This window comes from Klebsiella sp. CD33 (assembly GCF_051992865.1).
GTDB classification, from domain to species: Bacteria; Pseudomonadota; Gammaproteobacteria; order Enterobacterales; family Enterobacteriaceae; genus Klebsiella; species Klebsiella pneumoniae.
The window spans coordinates 309,068-327,721 of record NZ_CP197023.1; the positions used below are offsets into that span (position 1 = coordinate 309,068).

Sequence of the window (18,654 nt, forward strand, 5' to 3'; positions counted from 1 at the left end):
ATGATTCGCTTTGAACAAGTCAGCAAAGCCTATCTCGGTGGGAGACAAGCGCTGCAGGGGGTGACCTTCCACCTGCAGCCGGGCGAGATGGCGTTTCTGACCGGCCATTCCGGCGCAGGGAAGAGTACCCTGCTGAAGCTTATCTGTGGTATCGAACGGCCCAGCGCCGGGAAAATCTTCTTCAGCGGTCATGAAATCAGCCGTCTGAAGAGCCGTGAGGTGCCGTTCCTGCGCCGCCAGATCGGTATGATTTTCCAGGACCACCATTTGCTGATGGATCGTACCGTGTATGACAACGTGGCGATCCCGCTGATTATCGCCGGCGCCAGCGGCGATGATATTCGTCGTCGCGTCTCGGCGGCGCTGGACAAGGTTGGCCTGCTGGACAAAGCGAAGAATTTTCCCATTCAGCTCTCCGGCGGTGAGCAGCAGCGCGTGGGAATCGCTCGCGCGGTGGTCAACAAGCCGGCGGTGCTGCTGGCGGATGAACCGACCGGCAACCTCGACGAGGCGCTCTCGGAGGGGATTTTACGTCTGTTTGAAGAGTTTAACCGCGTCGGGGTGACGGTACTGATGGCCACGCACGATCTGGGGCTTATCTCCAGTCGTCCGTACCGCGTGCTGACGCTTAGCGACGGCCATCTGCATGGAGGCATTCGGGGTGAATAAGCGCGACGCAATGAACCAGATTCGCCAGTTCGGCAGCAAGTTCGATCGCCTGCGCAACGCCGCGGGCGGCGGCGGTGGCGGGCGCAATGCGCCAAAACGGCCGAAAGCGGCGCCTAACCCGGCCTCGCGTAAGAGCAACGTATTCAACGAGCAGGTGCGCTATGCCTGGCACGGCGCGCTGCAGGATCTAAAAAGCACGCCGCTGGCGACCTTCCTGACGGTCATGGTCATCGCCATTTCGTTGACCCTGCCAAGCGTCTGCTACATGGTCTACAAAAACGTCAGCAGCGCGGCGTCCCAGTATTATCCCTCGCCGCAGATCACCGTTTATCTGGAAAAAACGCTGGATGACGATGCCGCGGCGCGGGTGGTGGGCCAGCTGCAGGCGGAGCAGGGCGTCGACAAGGTAAACTATTTGTCCCGTGACGAGGCGCTGGGGGAGTTCCGTAACTGGTCAGGCTTTGGCGGCGCCCTGGATATGCTGGAGGAGAACCCGCTGCCGGCGGTCGCCATCGTGGTGCCGAAGCTGGATTTCCAGAGCACCGAGGCGCTGAATACCCTGCGCGATCGGGTAACGCGGATCCAGGGCGTCGATGAAGTGCGGATGGACGACAGTTGGTTTGCCCGTCTCTCCTCGCTCACCGGGCTGGTAGGACGCGTGTCGGCGATGATCGGCGTGCTGATGGTGGCGGCGGTGTTCCTGGTGATCGGCAACAGCGTGCGCCTGAGCATCTTCGCCCGCCGCGATACCATTAACGTTCAGAAGCTTATCGGCGCCACCGACGGCTTTATCCTGCGTCCGTTCCTCTACGGCGGAGCGATGCTGGGCTTTTCCGGCGCGTTTTTATCGCTGATCCTGTCGGAGATTCTGGTAATGCGCCTCTCGTCGGCGGTGACCGAAGTGGCGAAAGTCTTCGGCACCCAGTTTGAGCTGAGCGGCTTAGGCTTCGACGAGTGTCTGTTGATGTTGATCGTCTGCTCGATGATCGGGTGGGTAGCCGCCTGGCTGGCGACAGTGCAACATTTACGTCACTTTACTCCCGATTAATAAAAGCGTGATATAATCTTTCCCTGCTGCAATGAGTTCCTGTTCGCAGGGAAAGATACCGCAAGCTTGTTCCCCTTTTCCTGCCCTCACTTTTTCATCGTGGTGTCACATTTTGTGCGTAATTTATTCACACCGTTGCATGGAACTTGTGGATAAAATCACTGTCTGATACTAATGTGAGTGATATTCTCGTTGCTCATGAATGCTGGCATGCTTGTTGCCTGATGGGGACAAGAACGCGTCAGAAGATATCAATTGAGAGGATTTGAATGACCAAAGAAATGCAAACTTTAGCTTTAGCCCCCGTTGGTAACCTGGAATCGTACATCCGGGCCGCTAACACTTGGCCGATGCTGTCGGCTGATGAAGAGCGGGAGCTTGCTGAAAAGCTGCATTACCAGGGCGATCTGGAAGCAGCGAAAAAGCTGATTCTGTCTCACCTGCGCTTTGTTGTTCACATTGCTCGTAACTACTCGGGCTATGGCCTGCCGCAGGCGGATCTGATCCAGGAAGGCAATATCGGCCTGATGAAAGCCGTGCGTCGCTTCAACCCGGAAGTGGGTGTGCGCCTGGTCTCCTTCGCCGTGCACTGGATTAAAGCCGAAATTCACGAATACGTGCTGCGCAACTGGCGTATTGTGAAGGTCGCTACCACCAAAGCACAGCGTAAGCTGTTCTTTAACCTGCGTAAAACCAAACAGCGTTTGGGTTGGTTCAACCAGGATGAAGTGGAAATGGTGGCCCGTGAGCTGGGCGTGTCGAGCAAAGACGTCCGCGAGATGGAATCCCGTATGGCGGCCCAGGACATGACCTTCGACATGTCGTCCGACGATGAGTCCGACAGCCAGCCGATGGCGCCGGTCCTGTATCTGCAGGACAAAACGTCTAACTTTGCCGACGGCATCGAAGACGATAACTGGGAAGAGCAGGCGGCGAATAAGCTGACTGACGCGATGCAGGGCCTGGACGAGCGTAGCCAGGACATCATCCGCGCCCGCTGGCTGGACGAAGATAACAAGTCCACGCTGCAGGAACTGGCCGACCGCTACGGCGTCTCCGCAGAGCGCGTGCGTCAGCTGGAAAAGAACGCCATGAAAAAACTGCGTGCCGCTATCGAAGCCTGATACGCCACGCCTGCCTGATACCTGATATCAGGCTCTCCGATAACGCCCCGCCTCAGGTTGGGGCGTTTTGTTTTTCTGCGTCCTCCCGGAGCAGGAGCATCTGCGGGCAGTGCGTCTGCAGGCAGCCGAGTAAGACGCTGAACGCCGACGCCATCTGCTCTTCGGGCTGGCTGGCGAATCCCATCAGTAATCCTTTCTTGCGCGCCGCCGTCAGGTAGTAGCGCGACAGCGGCCGCACCAGAATGTGCCGCGCATTGGCCTCTCTGGCGATCGCCACATCGTCAGCCTCTGCGGGCAAATTGAGGATCAAATGCAGCCCGGCATTATCGCTGAAGTCAGACAGGGCGTACGGCATACAGTGCCGCTGGATAAGCTCAGTTAAAAAGGCGCGGCGACGGCTGTATAGCAGCCGCATACGGCGGATATGGGCCGAATAGTGGCCGGCGGTAATAAACTCCGCCAGCGCCATCTGGATCAGCGAATGGCCGCCGCGGTAAAGCTCGGCATGGGCGTGCTTCAGGTCGCTGACCAGCGGCCGCGGGATCACCACGTAGCCCAGGCGCAGGCCGGGATAGAGCGTCTTGCTGAAGGTGCCGATATAGACCACCGGGGCGTCGGCGACCAGACCCTGCAGGGCGGGGATCGGCTGACCGGAAAAGCGAAACTCGCTGTCATAATCATCTTCGACGATCCAGCTCCCCTGCTGACGGGCGAGCGCCAGCAGGCGCTGGCGGCGCTCAAGGCTCATCACCGCGCCCAGCGGATACTGGTGGGAAGGCGTAACGAAGATCAGCCTCGGCGCATCGTCAACCGTCTCCGGCGGGCACAGGCCGTTGGCATCCACGGTCAGGGGCTCTGCCCGAACGTCGTTCATCGCCAGCACGTGGCGGATCCCCCAGTAGGAAGGCTCCTCCACCCACGCCAGATCGCCGTTATCACACAGCATGCGGGTGACCAGATCGATCGCCTGGTGGATCCCCTCGGTGATAAGAATTTGATCTGACTGACAGTGGACGCCGCGCGACACGCGCAGATAATCCACCAGCGCCTGCTGCAGTTCCGGGGTGCCACCGTTGCAGCTATAGCTAAGCCGCTCCGGTTTGGGCCGACGGCTGATGCGGGCCTGGATCTTACTGAACAACGGGTGGGGAAAGGCGTTAACGTCCGGCACGCCGGGTATAAACGCTCCCCACTGGCGCGGGCTGGCGCTGACCTGGCCGAGCAGATGTTGGCCTCGGCGTGAAAGATGCGCCGTCGGTGCTGCGATACTGCTGTTTTCTTGCTGACCTTTAGCCGTCAATGAGCTCTCAGGGGCGGTTTGGGCAACGAATGTTCCGCTTCCCCGACGGGAAACCACATATCCTTCCGCCAGCAATTGTTCATAAGTTGTTAATATGGTGTTTCTTGATACGCCAAGTTCGCCCGCCAGGTCCCGCGACGGCGGCAGACGGCTTTGCGGCGCCAGCGAACCGTCGAGGATCGCGCGGCGCAGCGCGTTATATAAGCGTTTGTGCAGAAGAGGATCCCGCTCTTCCTGCAGACGGACCAGCACCAGGTCACCCACCAGCGAACGCAATTGGATCCCTCAGATATTCAAAATTGGTACTCGATTATAGGGCCAACTCCTGTGTAAATAAACGACATCGTTTCTAATTTGTTGCGATAACGTGACATACACGACAGGAGATTCGCAGGTGAAAAGCTCAGAACTGAATCAACGTCGCCAGCAGGCGACGCCGCGCGGCGTAGGCGTAATGTGTAACTACTTTGTCGAGAAGGCGGAAAACGCCACGCTGTGGGATATCGAAGGCAATGAGGTGATCGATTTCGCCGCCGGGATCGCCGTGTTAAATACCGGTCACCGCCATCCGAAAGTGGTCGCCGCGGTTGCCGACCAGCTGCAGGCGTTCACCCACACCGCCTATCAGATTGTGCCGTACGAAAGCTATGTTTCGCTGGCGGAGCGTATCAACGATCTGGCGCCAATTGACGGGCCGGCAAAAACGGCTTTCTTCACCACCGGCGCGGAAGCGGTCGAGAACGCGGTGAAAATCGCCCGCGCTTACACCGGTCGTCCGGGGCTGATTACCTTCGGCGGCGGCTTCCACGGCCGTACCTTTATGACCATGGCCCTCACCGGTAAGGTCGCGCCCTATAAAATCGGCTTCGGGCCGTTCCCGGGCTCGGTGTATCACGGCGTTTACCCCAATGCGGCGCATGGCGTGACCACCGCGGATGCGCTGAAAAGCCTGGAGCGCATTTTCAAAGCGGATATTGCGCCGGATCAGGTCGCGGCCATCATCCTCGAGCCGATCCAGGGGGAAGGCGGCTTTAACGTCGCGCCGGCCGATTTCATGCAGGCGCTGCGCGACCTGTGCGATACCCACGGCATTCTGCTGATCGCCGATGAAGTGCAGACTGGTTTCGCCCGTACCGGCAAGCTGTTCGCCATGCAGCACTATGAGGTGAAACCGGATCTGATGACGATGGCGAAAAGCCTCGCCGGCGGTTTCCCGCTGTCGGGCGTCGTTGGTCGCGCCGAAGTGATGGATGCGCCAGCGCCTGGCGGGCTGGGCGGAACCTATGCCGGTAACCCGCTGGCGGTGGCCGCGGCGCACGCGGTGCTGGATGTGATTGCCGAAGAGCAGCTGTGTCAGCGCGCTGAGCAGCTGGGTAGCCATCTGCAGGAAGTGCTCAACCAGGCGCGCGCCACCTGTCCGGCGATCGTGGATGTCCGCGGCCGGGGGTCGATGGTGGCGGTGGAGTTTAACGATCCGCAAACAGGCGAACCGTCGCCGGAATTCACCCGCCAGGTGCAACAGAAAGCGCAGGAGAACGGCCTGCTGCTGCTGAGCTGTGGCGTCTACGGCAACGTGATCCGCTTCCTGTATCCATTGACTATCCCCGACGCCCAGTTCTCGAAAGCGCTGGATATTCTGGCGCGCGTACTGAAGAGCTAACGTCTCCCCGGCGGGCTGCGGCGGCAGGGAAGCCGAACAGAAACAGGACGCCGCAGTCGGCTGTTTATGCTCAGCGTGAGTGGTTTATCACCCTGATATCACCTTTTTTCCGGCGGTGACAACCGCCGGAGTAAAACGGAAAGTATTATGTCTGAAAACTCCACCTTTTCTCCCGTCCTCACCGGCCGGGAACGTACGGCTGTCCCTGCAAAATCTCTGAGCTTCGTCGAAGGGGTATCGATGATTGTCGGTACCAATATTGGCGCGGGCGTCCTCTCTATCGCCTATGCGTCAAGCAAAGCGGGCTTTTTACCACTGCTGTTCTGGCTGGTGCTGGTGGGTAGTCTGACCACGGTGACTATGCTCTATGTCGCGGAATCCACGCTGCGCACCCGTAAACATCTGCAGCTCAGTGGATTATCGAAGCGCTACGTCGGCGGCTTTGGCGCGCTGATGATGTTTCTCTCCGTCTGCGTCAATAGCGTCGGGGCATTGACGGCGTATATGACCGGCAGCGGTAAGCTGCTGCACTCCCTGTTTGGCATCTCGCCGGCGCTGGGCAGCGTGCTGTTTTTCGTTCCGGCGGCAGGAGTACTCTACCTGGGGCTGAAGGCGATCGGCCGCGGTGAGAAATTTATCAGCATCGGCATGGTGGTGATGATCTCGGTGCTGGTGATTGCCACGCTGTTGAAAGAGACCACCCGCGTCGGCTATCTGCTCGATGGCAACTGGCTGTATATGGTTCCGGTCTTCAACGTCGTAGCATTCTGCTTCTCGGCACAGTATATCGTGCCGGAGATGGCGCGGGGCTTCGCCGACAAACCGGAAAAATTGCCTAAAGCCATCATGGTCGGCATGGCGCTGACCTTTACCCTGCTGGCGCTGGTGCCGTTGTCGGTGATCTCGCTTAACGGTCTGGACAATATCTCGGATGTGGCCACCATCTCCTGGGGGCGGGCGCTTGGCGAATGGGCCTTCTTCTCAGCCAATCTGTTTGCGCTGTGCGCGATGCTGACCTCCTACTGGGGACTGGGCGGCAGCTTCCTGACCAATATCTTCGATCAGTTCCGCCTGGGGAATGACGAACAGCCCGCCCGGCGCCTGATGGTGCTGCTGGTGGTGGCGATCCCGCCGTTCGTACTGGCCTATAGCGGCATGGTCTCCTTCGTCAACGCGCTCTATTTTGCCGGGGTGTTCAGCGGCGTCATTTTATCGATTATGCCGATCCTGATGCTCAAGGGCGCCCGCCAGCGTGGCGATCTGACCCCGGGCTGGACCTGTCCGGCCTGGATGACCCATCCGCTTATCCAATGCTTCATTGTGTTGTTGTATCTTTGCAGCGCCGCCTACGCGATAGCATCCGCGGTGGGCTACCTACCCGCAGGCTGGTAATCAGGCTCTGTTTTGCACCGCGTCCGGTTCATGCTGGCGCGGTTTTTTTATTTGTCACTTATCTGTTACATAGCCCGCAATTTAGTCGTTTCAAATTCCTCAGAATGACGGTATGTTTAGCATAGTGTGCTGCAAAAGCGCGGGCAGTCCCCGGTTGATTAGCTATCATATGCTTTTCCTATCGGTATAAACAAAATAATGCGCTAATAAACAACATCACAACAAATGCAAAAACCATAATAATGGGGAGCCTCAGGATGAATATGAAGGGTAAAGCGTTACTGGCAGGATGTATTGCCTTAGTTATGAGCAGCGCGGCGCTGGCGGAAGATATCAAAATCGCGGTAGTCGGGGCGATGTCCGGCCCGGTGGCCCAGTACGGCGACCAGGAGTTTACCGGCGCAGAGCAGGCGGTAGCGGATATCAACGCTAAGGGCGGCATCAAGGGCAATAAGCTGCAGATCGTCAAATATGATGACGCTTGCGACCCGAAACAGGCGGTAGCGGTAGCCAACAAAGTGGTCAACGACGGCATTAAATACGTTATTGGTCATCTGTGTTCCTCTTCCACTCAGCCGGCGTCTGATATCTATGAAGACGAAGGCATTCTGATGATTACCCCGGCAGCGACTGCTCCGGAGCTGACGGCGCGCGGCTATAAGCTGATCCTGCGCACCACCGGTCTGGACTCCGATCAGGGGCCAACCGCGGCGAAATACATTCTCGACAAAGTGAAGCCGCAGCGTATCGCAGTGGTACATGACAAACAGCAGTACGGCGAAGGTTTGGCCCGTGCGGTGCAGGATGGCCTGAAAAAAGGTGGGGCAAACGTGGTCTTCTTCGACGGGATCACCGCCGGTGAGAAAGATTTCTCCACCCTGGTGGCGCGCCTGAAGAAAGAGAATATCGATTTCGTCTACTACGGCGGCTATCACCCGGAAATGGGCCAGATCCTGCGTCAGGCGCGCGCCGCCGGTCTGAAAACCCAGTTTATGGGCCCGGAAGGCGTAGCGAACGTCTCCCTGTCTAACATCGCCGGCGAGTCGGCGGAAGGCCTGCTGGTAACCAAGCCGAAGAACTACGACCAGGTGCCGGCGAACAAACCGATCGTGGATGCGATCAAGGCGAAGAAACAGGATCCGAGCGGCGCCTTCGTGTGGACCACCTACGCGGCGCTGCAGTCGCTGCAGGCAGGCCTGAATCAGTCTGACGATCCGGCGGAAATCGCTAAATACCTGAAAGGCGCGACAGTAGACACCGTGATGGGCCCGCTGTCGTGGGATCAGAAAGGCGACCTGAAAGGCTTCGAGTTCGGGGTCTTTACCTGGCATGCTAATGGTACGGCGACCGACGCCAAATAATTTAACCGGCGCCTTTCACGCTGCAAATGCGTTGTCTGCGGCCCTCAACCCCGGTCACTTACTGATGTAAGCTCCCGGGGATTTCGGGTCTTGACGCCTTTTTGCAACGCGAAATGCTGGGTTAAATGGGTGGGGACTTTCACGCTGCAAATGCGTTGTCTGCGGCCCTCAACCCCGGTCACTTACTGATGTAAGCCAGGTAGCCCGGCTAAGCGAAGCGCCGCCGGGTTCTTCCTTGGTCATGCTCCGCTTATTGGGGCTACGGCTTAATGCTTTTCCCAACCATTCTGCTGGGCGCTAAAGCCGAGCGCCTGCATAAAGGCCACCATCACGCCGCGGTCCTCCACCCCATGGTCGGCGACGCGCCAGCTATTGATCGCCGGGTTATCACGCAATGTCTCTTCCACTAAGTATTGTCCGACGCCGCGGCGGCGGGTCACTTCACGCACGCACAGATCGCTGAGCTCACCTTCGACGCCGCCCAGGGTAACGCGCACGGCGCCCAGCAGGCGCTCGTTAAAGCGGGCGGCGTAGAGACGATGGTTTTCATCAAGGGTCAGCGTCGACAGATCCTGCGACGGCCAGATTTTCCCCAGATCAATGCGATCCTGATCGCTGAAGTGCTGTAAACGGATAATGGTCAGTTTCATGGGCGGCAAATCCAGTGCAAAACAGAGGCGCCAGTGTACCCAAAATTGCTGTCTGGCGGAGCGCTGTTTTTTGCGCGTACATCAGGGGATTCGTTTTCCTGGCGTTGTCAGGGTAGCGCAATCCGTCATGGATCGAAAAATAAGCAGAATTTTAACCTAATGTGCAGCGTTTTATTCCGCCTTATGTATCGTTATTTTATGCTGCAGGATGGACTTTTTTTTGTTTATCTTCACCAAAATACAGAATATTATCTTTGCTTAATCGACTGAAAAATAGAGGTTTTAATCTGTTTTTTAGTGAAAAACTGCGCTAAACCATTAAACTCAATGGTAAAAATGGCGTTGTTTAATAAAAGCACAGAATGCTTTTTAACCATAAAAATACAAAACATTTACACCACATCACGAACGGGGTTCTGCAGCATGAAAAGGAACGCGAAAACCATCGTCGCGGGCATTGTCGCATTAGCGATGTCGCACGCGGCGATGGCCAAGGATATTAAGGTCGCCGTGGTCGGCGCGATGTCGGGGCCGGTGGCCCAGTGGGGCGACATGGAGTTCAATGGCGCGCGTCAGGCGATTAAAGACATCAACGCCAGCGGCGGCATTAAGGGCGACAAGCTGGTGGCCGTCGAATATGACGACGCCTGCGATCCGAAGCAAGCGGTCGCGGTGGCCAACAAAATCGTCAACGACGGCATTCAGTACGTTATCGGCCACCTGTGCTCCTCTTCCACTCAGCCGGCTTCCGACATCTATGAGGATGAAGGCATCCTGATGATCTCCCCCGGGGCGACCAATCCGGAGCTGACCCAGCGCGGATACCAGTACATCATGCGTACCGCCGGCCTCGACTCCTCGCAGGGGCCGACCGCGGCGAAATATATCGTCGAGAAAGTCAAACCGCAGCGTATCGCCATCATTCATGACAAGCAGCAGTACGGCGAAGGGCTGGCGCGTTCGGTGCAGGACAACCTGAAGAAAGCCGGGGCCAACATCGTCTTCTTCGATGGCATCACCGCGGGGGAAAAAGATTTCTCCGCCCTGCTGGCGCGCCTGAAGAAAGAGAACATCGACTTCGTCTACTACGGCGGCTACTACCCGGAAATGGGCCAGATGCTGCGCCAGGCGCGCTCCGTCGGGTTGAAAACCGTGTTTATGGGGCCGGAAGGGGTCGGCAACGCCTCGCTGTCCAATATCGCGGGCGCCGCGGCGGAAGGCATGCTGGTGACAATGCCAAAACGCTACGATCAGGACCCTGCCAACAGCGCCATCGTCAACGCGCTGAAAGCGGAGAAGAAAGATCCGAGCGGACCGTACGTCTGGATCACCTATGCCGCCGTTCAGTCGCTGGCGCAGGCGATGGACAGAACCGGCAGCCAGCAGCCGCTGGATTTAATCAAAGATTTGAAAGCGCACGGGGCGAAAACCGTGATTGGGCCGCTGACCTGGGATGAAAAAGGCGATCTGAAGGGATTTGAGTTTGGTGTCTTCCAGTGGCACGCCGACGGCTCTTCGAGCGCGGCGAAATAAGCGCTGAAGACGAGTTATCCCTCCGCCCGCGAACCGCGGGCGGTTTGAAAAAGGTTACCTTATGTCCGAGCAGTTTCTCTATTTTCTGCAGCAGATGTTTAACGGCGTCACGCTGGGCAGTACCTATGCGCTGATCGCCATCGGCTATACGATGGTGTACGGCATTATCGGCATGATCAACTTCGCCCACGGCGAGGTCTATATGATTGGCAGCTATGTCTCCTTCATGATCATCGCCGCGCTGATGATGATGGGCATTGACACTAGCTGGCTGCTGGTCGCCGCCGGATTCGTGGGCGCCATTGTGATTGCCAGCGCCTACGGCTGGAGCATTGAGCGCGTGGCCTATCGGCCGGTGCGTAACTCCAAGCGCCTGATTGCGCTGATCTCCGCCATCGGGATGTCTATCTTCCTGCAGAACTACGTCAGCCTGACCCAGGGCTCCCGCGACGTGGCGCTGCCGAGCTTGTTTAACGGCCAGTGGGTCGTCGGCCACAGCGACAGCTTCTCCGCGACGATCACCACCATGCAACTGGTGATCTGGGTGGTGACCTTTATCGCCATGCTGGCCCTGACGCTGTTTATTCGCTACTCGCGGATGGGGCGCGCCTGCCGCGCCTGCGCGGAAGATCTGAAAATGGCCAGCCTGCTCGGGATTAACACCGACCGCGTCATTGCCCTGACCTTTGTCATCGGCGCAGCGATGGCGGCGGTGGCCGGCGTGCTGCTGGGGCAGTTCTACGGCGTGATTAACCCCTACATCGGCTTTATGGCCGGGATGAAGGCGTTCACCGCCGCCGTGCTCGGCGGGATCGGCAGTATACCTGGCGCGATGATCGGCGGCCTGATCCTGGGTATTGCCGAGGCGCTCTCTTCCGCCTATCTCAGCACCGAATATAAGGACGTCGTTTCCTTCGCGCTGCTGATTCTGGTGCTGTTAGTGATGCCGACCGGCATTCTGGGCCGCCCGGAGGTGGAAAAAGTATGAAACCGATGCAAATTGCAATGGCGCTGCTCTCTGCCGTGATGTTCTTCATTCTGGCGGGCGTCTTTATGGGCGTGCAGCTGGAGCTGAACGGCACCAAACTGGTGGTCGATACCGCCGCCGATATTCGCTGGCAGTGGATCTTCATCGGTACCGCGGTGGTCTTTTTCTTCCAGCTGCTGCGGCCGCTGTTCCAGAAAGCGGTTAAGAACGTCTCCGGGCCGAAGTTTATTATGCCGGCGATTGACGGGTCGACGGTGAAGCAGAAGCTGTTCCTGATAGCCCTGCTGGTGATTGCCGTGGCCTGGCCGTTTATGGTGTCGCGCGGCACGGTGGATATCGCCACCCTGACGATGATCTATATCATCCTCGGCCTCGGGTTGAACGTGGTGGTCGGCCTTTCCGGCCTGCTGGTGCTGGGCTACGGTGGGTTCTATGCCATCGGCGCGTATACCTTTGCGCTGCTGAACCACTATTACGGTCTTGGCTTCTGGACCTGTCTCCCGCTGGCCGGCCTGGTCTCCGCGGCGGCCGGTTTCCTGCTGGGCTTCCCGGTGCTGCGTTTGCGCGGCGACTACCTGGCGATTGTGACCTTAGGCTTCGGCGAGATCGTGCGCATTCTGCTGCTCAACAATACCGAGATCACCGGCGGGCCGAACGGCATCAGCCAGATCCCGAAACCGACCTTCTTTGGCCTCGAATTTAGCCGCAGCGCCCGCGAAGGCGGCTGGGATACCTTCAGCAACTTCTTCGGCGTCAAATACGATCCCTCCGACCGGGTGATTTTCCTCTACCTGGTGGCGTTGCTGCTGGTAGTGCTCAGCCTGTTCGTCATCAACCGCCTGCTGCGAATGCCGCTGGGCCGGGCGTGGGAAGCGCTGCGTGAAGATGAGATCGCCTGTCGTTCGCTGGGCCTGAGCCCGACGCGCATCAAGCTGACCGCCTTTACCATCAGCGCCGCGTTTGCTGGCTTCGCCGGCACGCTGTTCGCCGCGCGCCAGGGCTTCGTCAGCCCGGAATCCTTTACCTTCGCCGAGTCAGCCTTTGTGCTGGCGATCGTCGTGCTGGGCGGGATGGGCTCGCAGTTCGCGGTGATCCTCGCGGCTATTCTGCTGGTGGTCTCGCGCGAGTTGATGCGTGACTTCAACGAATACAGCATGTTAATGCTCGGCGGCCTGATGGTGCTGATGATGATCTGGCGTCCGCAGGGGCTTCTGCCAATGACGCGCGTGCAGTTGAAGCTGAAAAACGGTCAGGCGAAAGGAGAGCAGGCATGAGTCAGCCATTATTATCCGTTAGCGGCCTGATGATGCGTTTCGGCGGTCTGCTGGCCGTCAACAATGTGTCGCTGGAGCTCAGAGAGCGCGAGATCGTCTCGCTGATCGGCCCCAACGGCGCCGGGAAGACCACCGTCTTTAACTGCCTGACCGGTTTTTACAAGCCCACCGGCGGCACTATTCTGCTGCGCGACCAGCATCTGGAAGGGCTGCCGGGTCAGCAGATTGCGCGGATGGGCGTGGTGCGGACCTTCCAGCACGTGCGCCTGTTCCGCGAAATGACGGTGATTGAAAACCTGCTGGTGGCGCAGCATCAGCAGCTGAAAACCGGGCTCTTCTCCGGCCTGCTGAAAACGCCGGCCTTCCGTCGGGCGCAGAGCGAAGCGCTGGACAGGGCCGCCACCTGGCTGGAGCGTATCGGCCTGCTGGAGCATGCCAACCGTCAGGCCAGCAACCTGGCCTACGGCGACCAGCGTCGGCTGGAGATTGCCCGCTGCATGGTGACCCAGCCGGAAATTCTGATGCTCGATGAACCGGCGGCGGGGCTGAACCCGAAAGAGACCAAAGAGCTGGACGAGCTTATCGCCGAGCTGCGTAACCATCACAACACCACCATCCTGCTTATCGAACACGATATGAAGCTGGTGATGGGCATTTCCGATCGCATCTACGTCGTGAACCAGGGAACACCGCTGGCCAACGGGACGCCGGAAGAGATTCGTAATAACCCGGACGTGATCCGCGCATACCTTGGTGAGGCATAAGATGGAAAACGCGATGTTAACTTTTGACAACGTCAGCGCCCACTACGGCAAGATTCAGGCGCTGCACAACGTCAGCCTGCATATCAAACAGGGCGAGATCGTCACGCTTATCGGCGCCAACGGCGCGGGGAAAACCACCCTCCTCGGCACGCTGTGCGGCGACCCGCGCGCCTCCAGCGGGCGCATTGTCTTTGACGGTAAGGATATTACCGACTGGCAAACCGCGAAGATCATGCGCGAGGCGGTGGCGATCGTTCCGGAAGGGCGGCGCGTCTTTTCGCGTATGACGGTGGAAGAGAACCTGGCGATGGGCGGTTTTTTTGCCGACCGCGATCAGTTCCAGACCCGCATCAAATGGGTGTATGAGCTGTTCCCGCGTCTGCATGAACGCCGTATTCAGCGCGCCGGCACCATGTCCGGCGGCGAGCAGCAGATGCTGGCGATCGGTCGCGCCCTGATGAGCCAACCGCGCCTGCTGCTGCTGGATGAACCGTCGCTGGGGCTGGCGCCGATTATCATTCAGCAGATTTTCGACACCATCGAGCAGCTGCGCGAGCAGGGAATGACGATCTTCCTGGTTGAGCAGAACGCCAACCAGGCGCTGAAGCTGGCCGACCGCGGCTATGTGCTGGAGAACGGCCACGTGGTGCTGGAGGACACCGGCGACGCGCTGTTGGCCAACGAGGCGGTGCGCAGCGCCTATCTCGGCGGTTAATTCATCGCAACCCGGCGTCGTTCACTTCGCCGGTTTGTAGCCCGGGCGAGGCGCTTGCGCCGACCCCGGGAGCCGATCGCACGAATACATTTAAAAGAGCCTGTTGGCTCTTTTTTTGTACATGTATATTGTACAATAAAAGAGTACAGCTTTGGAGGTTTTTATGAGAACGGTTAACTATAGCGAAGCCCGGCAAAATCTGGCCGATGTGCTGGAAAGCGCAGTGACAGGTGTACCTGTGACCATTACCCGTCGTGGGCATAAATCTGCAGTCATCATTAGTGCAGAAGAGTTTGAACGCTACCAGGCGGCCAGAATGGATGATGAGTTCGCGGCTATCATGGCGGTTCATGGTGATGAGATCAGGGAGCTTGCGGATAAATGACGCTGCAGATTATCTCAGCGGAAGAGATAATACAGTTTCACGACAGGCTGCTCCGCGTCACGCCTGGCGTTGCCGGTATGCCCGATCCGGGGCGTGCCGAAGCGATAATGTATAGGGTGCTAAACAAAATTGAATATGAAGGTGTGACAGACGTGTGGCGACTCGCTGCGATGCATCTGCTGGCGATTTCTCGCGGTCATATATTTAATGATGGTAATAAGCGTACGGCACTGTTTATCACCCTGCTTTTTTTAAAGCGAAATGGAATTATATTGCCAGCGAATCCAGACTTCGTCGGCATGACCGTCGAGGCAGCAGCAGGGCAACTTACCCTGGAACAGATTGTCGCGCGTTTGCGTGGATGACGGTTAACTCGTTGCAACCCGGCGGCTTCGCCGGTTTGTAGCCCGGGCGAGGCGCTTGCGCCGACCCCGGGAGCCGACCGCACGAATATTATCCGTGTCTCAGCTCCCACTTTACTTCCCCCGTCCTTTCATCGGCTTGTCATCTCTCTGACCCGTTACTATCTTTTTTTTGTAATAAAAAAGTTATTTTTCTGTAATTCGAACATGTCATGTTACCCCGCGAGCATAAAACGCGTGAAATCGCGCATCCGGCACAACAAGAGAGATAACCGATGATATCGTTACGACATACAGCTTTAGGACTGGCGCTGAGCCTGGCTTTTGCCGGTCAGGCCCTGGCGGTTACCACCATCCCATTCTGGCACTCAATGGAAGGCGAGCTGGGTAAAGAAGTGGATTCTCTGGCGCAACGCTTTAACGCGGCCAATCCTGATTACAAAATCGTTCCGGTATACAAAGGCAACTACGAGCAGAGCCTGAGCGCCGGTATCGCCGCCTTCCGTACCGGCAACGCGCCGGCTATCCTGCAGGTGTATGAAGTCGGCACCGCCACCATGATGGCGTCAAAAGCCATTAAGCCGGTCTACCAGGTGTTTAGCGAGGCGGGCATCAAGTTTGATGAATCGCAGTTCGTACCGACGGTGGCCGGGTATTACACCGATTCGAAAACCGGCCATCTGCTCTCCCAGCCGTTTAACAGCTCTACCCCGGTGCTCTACTACAACAAAGACGCCTTCAAAAAAGCCGGCTTAGATCCGGATCAGCCGCCGAAGACCTGGCAGGATCTGGCGGCCTACACCGCGAAGCTGAAAGCCGCCGGGATGAAGTGCGGCTACGCCAGCGGCTGGCAGGGCTGGATCCAGATTGAAAACTTCAGCGCCTGGCACGGTCTGCCGGTGGCCACGAAGAATAACGGCTTCGACGGTACCGACGCGGTTCTTGAGTTCAACAAGCCGGAGCAGGTGAAGCATATCGCGCTGCTCGAAGAGATGAACAAGAAGGGCGATTTCAGCTACTTCGGGCGTAAAGACGAGTCTACCGAAAAGTTCTATAACGGCGACTGCGCCATTACCACTGCCTCGTCCGGCTCGCTGGCCGATATCCGCCAGTACGCCAAATTTAACTACGGCGTCGGCATGATGCCTTACGATGCCGACGTGAAAGGCGCGCCGCAGAACGCCATCATCGGCGGGGCCAGCCTGTGGGTGATGCAGGGCAAAGACAAAGAGACCTACACCGGCGTGGCGAAGTTCCTCGACTTCCTGACCAAACCGGAAAACGCCGCCGAGTGGCACCAGAAAACCGGCTACCTGCCGATCACTACCGCGGCCTACGATCTGACGCGTCAGCAGGGCTTCTATGATAAGAACCCGGGCGCCGATATCGCTACCCGCCAGATGCTGAACAAGCCGCCGTTGCCGTTCACCAAAGGTCTGCGCCTGGGCAACATGCCGCAAATCCGCACCATCGTCGATGAAGAGCTGGAGAGCGTGTGGACCGGCAAGAAAACCCCGCAGCAGGCGCTGGATTCCGCCGTGCAGCGCGGGAACCAGCTGCTGCGTCGCTTCGAGCAAGCGACCAAATCGTAATCTGTAACTTGCCCGGTGGCGCTGCGCTTACCGGGCCTACGATGTGCCCTATGTAGGCCGGGTAAGGCGTAGCCGCCACCCGGCATTGTTCAGGAACCCAATCTCAATGTCATCATCCCGTCCGGTATTCCGCTCGCGCTGGCTGCCCTATGTGCTGGTCGCGCCGCAGCTGATTATCACGTTGATTTTCTTTATCTGGCCCGCAGGCGAAGCGCTGTGGTACTCGCTGCAGAGCGTCGATCCCTTTGGCCTTTCCAGCCAGTTCGTCGGCCTGGATAACTTCGTTGCGCTGTTCCACGATCCGTACTACCTGGACTCGTTCTGGACCACCATAAAATTCAGCGCCCTGGTGACCGTCAGCGGCCTGCTCATTTCACTGTTTTTCGCCGCGCTGGTCGACTATGTGGTGCGCGGCAGCCGCTTTTATCAAACGCTGATGCTGCTGCCGTACGCCGTGGCCCCCGCCGTCGCGGCGGTGCTGTGGATCTTCCTCTTTAACCCCGGGCGCGGGCTGATCACCCATTTCCTCGGCGAGCTGGGCTACGACTGGAACCATGCGCAGAACAGCGGCCAGGCGATGTTTCTGGTGGTCTTCGCCTCGGTGTGGAAGCAGATAAGCTACAACTTCCTGTTCTTTTTCGCCGCGCTGCAGTCGATTCCGCGTTCGCTGGTTGAGGCCGCCGCCATCGACGGCGCCGGGCCGATTCGTCGCTTCTTTAAGCTGGCGCTGCCGCTGATTGCGCCGGTGAGTTTCTTCCTGCTGGTGGTCAACCTGGTTTATGCCTTCTTCGACACCTTCCCGGTGATCGATGCCGCCACCGCCGGCGGCCCGGTGCAGGCGACCACCACTCTGATCTACAAAATCTATCGCGAAGGTTTCGCCGGGCTCGATCTATCCGCTTCCGCCGCGCAGTCGGTGGTGCTGATGTTCCTCGTCATTATCCTGACGGTGGTGCAGTTCCGTTACGTTGAAAGTAAGGTGCGTTACCAATGATTGAGAACCGTCGCGGGCTGACGATTTTCAGCCACACCATGCTGATCCTGGGTATCGCCGTCATTTTATTCCCGCTGTACGTCGCCTTCGTGGCGGCGACGCTGGATAACAAATCGGTATTTGAAACGCCGATGACGCTGCTTCCCGGCGGACATCTGCTGGAGAACATGAAGACCATCTGGGTGAACGGCGTCGGCGTCAACAGCGCGCCGTTCTGGCTGATGATGCTCAACAGTTTCATCATGGCGTTCGCCATTACGGTCGGCAAAATCGTGGTGTCGATGCTTTCGGCGTTCGCTATCGTCTGGTTCCGCTTTCCGCTGCGTAACCTGTTCTTCTGGATGATCTTTATCACCCTGATGCTGCCGGTCGAGGTGCGTATTTTCCCGACGGTGGAGGTGATCGCCAACCTCAACATGCTCGACAGCTATGCCGGGTTAACGCTGCCGTTGATGGCTTCGGCCACCGCTACCTTCCTGTTCCGCCAGTTCTTTATGACCCTGCCGGACGAGCTGATTGAAGCGGCGCGTATCGATGGCGCTTCGCCGATGCGCTTCTTTCGCGACATCGTGCTGCCGCTGTCGAAAACCAACCTCGCCGCGCTGTTCGTCATCACCTTTATCTACGGCTGGAACCAGTATCTGTGGCCGTTGCTGATTATTCAGGATGTGAATCTTGGCACCGCCGTCGCCGGTATTAAAGGCATGATCGCCACCGGCGAAGGTACTACCCAGTGGAATCAGGTGATGGCGGCGATGCTGCTGACCCTGATCCCGCCGGTCGTCATCGTTTTAGCCATGCAGCGCGCGTTTGTGCGCGGCCTGGTCGATAGTGAGAAATAAA

The 18,654-nt window shown here is 58.2% G+C and carries 18 protein-coding genes; 16 read left to right on the forward strand and 2 right to left on the reverse strand.

Annotated features, from left to right (window positions below; genetic code table 11):
• The 3 genes from ftsE (at position 1) to rpoH (ending at position 2,841) form a co-directional block, all read left to right on the forward strand.
• Complete coding sequence (gene ftsE / locus ACR809_RS01425; protein ID WP_002920817.1) at positions 1-669, forward strand: cell division ATP-binding protein FtsE; 669 nt, start codon at positions 1-3, stop codon at positions 667-669.
• Complete coding sequence (gene ftsX / locus ACR809_RS01430) at positions 662-1,717, forward strand: permease-like cell division protein FtsX (RefSeq protein WP_004173994.1); 1,056 nt, start codon at positions 662-664, stop codon at positions 1,715-1,717. The genes ftsE and ftsX overlap by 8 nt, the downstream gene beginning before the upstream one ends.
• 269 nt (positions 1,718-1,986) lie before the next feature.
• Positions 1,987-2,841 (forward strand): RNA polymerase sigma factor RpoH, encoded by an 855-nt coding sequence (gene rpoH / locus ACR809_RS01435; RefSeq protein ID WP_002920815.1) that lies wholly within the window; start codon positions 1,987-1,989, stop codon positions 2,839-2,841.
• 52 nt (positions 2,842-2,893) lie between these two features.
• Here rpoH and pdxR read toward each other — a convergent pair whose 3' ends face one another.
• The gene (pdxR, locus tag ACR809_RS01440; protein ID WP_004181476.1) at positions 2,894-4,417 is read right to left on the reverse strand and encodes a MocR-like pyridoxine biosynthesis transcription factor PdxR; all 1,524 of its coding nucleotides are present in this window, start codon (positions 4,415-4,417) and stop codon (positions 2,894-2,896) included.
• A gap of 118 nt (positions 4,418-4,535) precedes the next feature.
• Here pdxR and ACR809_RS01445 point away from each other — a divergent pair, with 118 nt between their 5' ends.
• The 3 genes from ACR809_RS01445 to livJ all read left to right on the forward strand — a co-directional run bounded on the left by ACR809_RS01445 (position 4,536) and on the right by livJ (position 8,554).
• Complete coding sequence (locus ACR809_RS01445) at positions 4,536-5,801, forward strand: 4-aminobutyrate--2-oxoglutarate transaminase (RefSeq protein WP_004181475.1); 1,266 nt, start codon at positions 4,536-4,538, stop codon at positions 5,799-5,801.
• 147 nt (positions 5,802-5,948) lie between these two features.
• Complete coding sequence (locus ACR809_RS01450; protein ID WP_004150081.1) at positions 5,949-7,193, forward strand: aromatic amino acid transport family protein; 1,245 nt, start codon at positions 5,949-5,951, stop codon at positions 7,191-7,193.
• Positions 7,194-7,450: 257 nt separating this feature from the next.
• A complete protein-coding gene (gene livJ, locus ACR809_RS01455; protein ID WP_002920812.1) occupies positions 7,451-8,554 on the forward strand; it encodes a branched chain amino acid ABC transporter substrate-binding protein LivJ in 1,104 nt (367 codons plus the stop codon).
• 266 nt (positions 8,555-8,820) lie between these two features.
• On the opposite strand, the gene panM is transcribed toward livJ, so the two are convergent.
• A complete protein-coding gene (panM, locus tag ACR809_RS01460) occupies positions 8,821-9,204 on the reverse strand; it encodes an aspartate 1-decarboxylase autocleavage activator PanM (protein WP_108452591.1) in 384 nt (127 codons plus the stop codon).
• A 423-nt stretch (positions 9,205-9,627) separates the two neighbouring features.
• Here panM and livK point away from each other — a divergent pair, with 423 nt between their 5' ends.
• The 10 genes from livK (at position 9,628) to ugpE (ending at position 18,653) form a co-directional block, all read left to right on the forward strand.
• Positions 9,628-10,737 (forward strand): high-affinity branched-chain amino acid ABC transporter substrate-binding protein LivK, encoded by a 1,110-nt coding sequence (gene livK, locus ACR809_RS01465; protein WP_002920808.1) that lies wholly within the window; start codon positions 9,628-9,630, stop codon positions 10,735-10,737.
• 61 nt (positions 10,738-10,798) lie between these two features.
• Complete coding sequence (livH, locus tag ACR809_RS01470; RefSeq protein WP_002920807.1) at positions 10,799-11,725, forward strand: high-affinity branched-chain amino acid ABC transporter permease LivH; 927 nt, start codon at positions 10,799-10,801, stop codon at positions 11,723-11,725.
• The gene (gene livM / locus ACR809_RS01475; RefSeq protein ID WP_004174005.1) at positions 11,722-12,999 is read left to right on the forward strand and encodes a branched chain amino acid ABC transporter permease LivM; all 1,278 of its coding nucleotides are present in this window, start codon (positions 11,722-11,724) and stop codon (positions 12,997-12,999) included. The genes livH and livM overlap by 4 nt, the downstream gene beginning before the upstream one ends.
• Positions 12,996-13,763 carry a high-affinity branched-chain amino acid ABC transporter ATP-binding protein LivG gene (gene livG, locus ACR809_RS01480; protein WP_002920803.1) on the forward strand — a complete coding sequence of 256 codons (768 nt, stop codon included), beginning with the start codon at positions 12,996-12,998 and terminating at the stop codon, positions 13,761-13,763. Before livM ends, livG begins: the two co-directional genes overlap by 4 nt.
• A gap of 1 nt (position 13,764) precedes the next feature.
• Positions 13,765-14,478, forward strand: a complete 714-nt coding sequence (gene livF / locus ACR809_RS01485; protein ID WP_004145133.1) for a high-affinity branched-chain amino acid ABC transporter ATP-binding protein LivF — start codon at positions 13,765-13,767, stop codon at positions 14,476-14,478.
• 163 nt (positions 14,479-14,641) lie between these two features.
• A complete protein-coding gene (locus ACR809_RS01490; protein ID WP_004174006.1) occupies positions 14,642-14,863 on the forward strand; it encodes a type II toxin-antitoxin system Phd/YefM family antitoxin in 222 nt (73 codons plus the stop codon).
• Positions 14,860-15,228 (forward strand): type II toxin-antitoxin system death-on-curing family toxin, encoded by a 369-nt coding sequence (locus tag ACR809_RS01495; protein ID WP_002920800.1) that lies wholly within the window; start codon positions 14,860-14,862, stop codon positions 15,226-15,228. The genes ACR809_RS01490 and ACR809_RS01495 overlap by 4 nt, the downstream gene beginning before the upstream one ends.
• Positions 15,229-15,500: 272 nt before the next feature.
• On the forward strand, positions 15,501-16,817 hold the full coding sequence (gene ugpB / locus ACR809_RS01500) for a sn-glycerol-3-phosphate ABC transporter substrate-binding protein UgpB (RefSeq protein WP_002920796.1): 1,317 nt from the start codon (positions 15,501-15,503) through the stop codon (positions 16,815-16,817).
• A gap of 106 nt (positions 16,818-16,923) precedes the next feature.
• Positions 16,924-17,811, forward strand: a complete 888-nt coding sequence (gene ugpA / locus ACR809_RS01505) for a sn-glycerol-3-phosphate ABC transporter permease UgpA (RefSeq protein ID WP_002920792.1) — start codon at positions 16,924-16,926, stop codon at positions 17,809-17,811.
• On the forward strand, positions 17,808-18,653 hold the full coding sequence (gene ugpE, locus ACR809_RS01510; RefSeq protein ID WP_004185988.1) for a sn-glycerol-3-phosphate ABC transporter permease UgpE: 846 nt from the start codon (positions 17,808-17,810) through the stop codon (positions 18,651-18,653). Before ugpA ends, ugpE begins: the two co-directional genes overlap by 4 nt.
• The last annotated feature ends 1 nt before the right edge of the window (position 18,654 follow it).